The sequence below is a fragment of the Paramaledivibacter caminithermalis DSM 15212 genome, assembly GCF_900142245.1.
In the GTDB taxonomy this organism is placed as follows: domain Bacteria; phylum Bacillota; class Clostridia; order Peptostreptococcales; family Caminicellaceae; genus Paramaledivibacter; species Paramaledivibacter caminithermalis.
This window is the reverse complement of record NZ_FRAG01000125.1, coordinates 1-2383: the sequence shown is the minus strand read 5'-3', so window position 1 is coordinate 2383 and position 2383 is coordinate 1. Positions and strand designations below refer to the sequence as shown.

The following is a 2383-nucleotide window of genomic DNA, read 5'->3' as shown; positions in this document are numbered from 1 at the left end:
TTTTTGGAAGCATTACCAATTAAGCTTTTATTTTTGCAAAACAGGAGTTATTAATAATCTTGATAAAAGAAGTCGCATCTAATAGGACGTTTTAATTGCTTCATTTTATAGTATTTTTAGAACTGCTAATTTAATACTTTGAGAATGAGATAAATAATTATTTTAGTTTGTATTTGAATTAAATATAATTTATATGATGTTATCAAACGGTATAGCTTTAAGATAAACTTTATAGAGTGTTTATGGTACTGAGAGTGTTTATGGTACTGATTTAAGAAGGAAATTATCTGCAATGTATTCTATTAATAACTAGAGAAAATCTGTAAAGGGATGTAGATAGGTATTGATTTAAGCAATTTTGTTCACTTAATATTTATCAGGTTATAGTGTATGTAAATTTATTTTCACGTTATATACAATAAGTAGATATATGTCGCTTTTTATTCGATCTATACAGATATAAGCCAACGGTATTAAGATGGAAAAACATAAAGGACTATGGAACAAAAATTTTATATTACTTATTATTGGAAGTCTAGTTTCTCGTTTGGGTACAGTTATATACAATTTTGCTCTTGCTTGGTGGTTGCTTGAGAGGACGGGAACGGCAAAATACACAGGATACGTCATGGCTGCTTCATTTATTCCAGCTGCGCTTATAGGTCCAATGAGTGGGGTGTTGGTTGATCGCTTGAACAGAAAATATGTATTAGTATGGACAGATATTATTGCGGGCATTACATCTACAACTGTTGGTATGTTTTTGCATTTCGATATTCTAAACCTGCCATTAATCGTTGTAGCTGGATTTATTATTGGTTGTTGTTATTCTTTATTTAGACCAGCAAGTAAATCTATTATCTCACTAGTATTAGATAAAGAGTTTTTAATAAAAGGAAATTCGATTATGACAAATATTATAGAAACAACAAGAGTAGTAGGCCCAATGATTGGAGCAATACTATTATCTGTACCATTCATAGGTGCTAAAGGTATTTTTATTATTAATGGAATTTCCTATTTCATTTCTGCTTTTTCAGAAGTATTTATCGAGTATCAACACCAGGGGTTTATTAACAATTATTCCAATTTTAAAGAAAACTTTTTTGATGGTTTTCGGTACACCTTTCAACATGTGAATATTAGAAATACTATAATACTATGTTCAATAACAAATTTCTTTTTAACAGCATTAAATTTGCTGATGCCACTCTATGTCATGAAGGTGTTGAATAAAAGTAGTACATTTTATTCGATTACTTTGACTTTTGAGGCTGTTGGAGGTATATTTATTACTATTATTATGCTCTTTTTACCAAAGTTTAAACCCAAAATGAACTATATGATTTATTCATTAATGTTTACAGGATCTGCATTGTTAGTAATTTCAATATATCCTTCAGAACTTCTTGCATTGTCTAGTGTTTTCTTTATAGGAGTATTTCTTGGTATATTTAATACTTTGTTTTCTTCTTATATTCAAGTTTCTGTACAAAAAGAATATATGGGAAGGGTGTTTTCTATTTTATTTATGATTTCAACATTAGTTATGCCATTAGCCAATATATTTTTTGGTCAAATTGGTAATATAGTCATTTCTTCAGTGTTTCTTTATGCAGGTTTAGGGATATTTATTTCGAGTACAGTGGTTTTGATATTATCTAACAAAACTATTGGAAAAACTATATATAAAGATAAAATAGAATTTTAAAGGGGATGAATACATGATTAAAATTAAAATTCATGATTGGAATTATATTTGGAATATTGAAGAATTATGGGAAAAATTAAATACATATCATATGGGAATTTCGAAATATTTTAAAGACAAATATGCTAACTTAACTTTTTCAAAAAGAGTTCAAAGCTTGCTCAGAAAAACTGACGTTAAGAATGTGTTTATTATAAGTGCTACATCAGAAGAAAATCAACAATTAGTAGGATATCTAATATTCACAATAGACAAAATTCAAAAACAAGGAAATATTGATTCATTGTTTGTTTTAGAGCATTATAGAAACTACGGTATTGGTAAAGCATTAATGGATGCTGCTATTCATCATTTAGAAGAACATGGAATTGATTCAATTTTTCTAGATGTGTTACCTGAGAATAATTTAGCTATAACTTTTTATGAAAGCTTGGGATTCCATAGTGAGATATTAAAAATGAAAAAATAGAAAAGCAGGTAGTGTATTTTATACATATATGTAAAGCTAATGAAAAATGTATTAATTATCACTGGTATTGCATAAAAAATAAAAACAAAAGGCAAGAGAAACATTCAAAAATTTAGGGATTTTTTTGCCAGATAAAATATGATAAGATAAGTGATAAGATAGTCCTTGTTCAAATTTTCTAATGAAAGGACAGAAAGAAAAAA

Annotated in this window: 2 protein-coding genes; both read left to right on the top strand. The window is 27.7% G+C overall.

The window, feature by feature from the left end; translation table 11 throughout:
• Positions 1–478 precede the first annotated feature (478 nt).
• Positions 479–1711, top strand: coding sequence for an MFS transporter (locus tag BUB36_RS18745; RefSeq protein ID WP_073153822.1), 1233 nt, complete (start codon positions 479–481; stop codon positions 1709–1711).
• 13 nt (positions 1712–1724) lie between these two features.
• Positions 1725–2180 carry a GNAT family N-acetyltransferase gene (locus BUB36_RS18740; RefSeq protein ID WP_073153819.1) on the top strand — a complete coding sequence of 152 codons (456 nt, stop codon included), beginning with the start codon at positions 1725–1727 and terminating at the stop codon, positions 2178–2180.
• Positions 2181–2383: the final 203 nt, after the last annotated feature.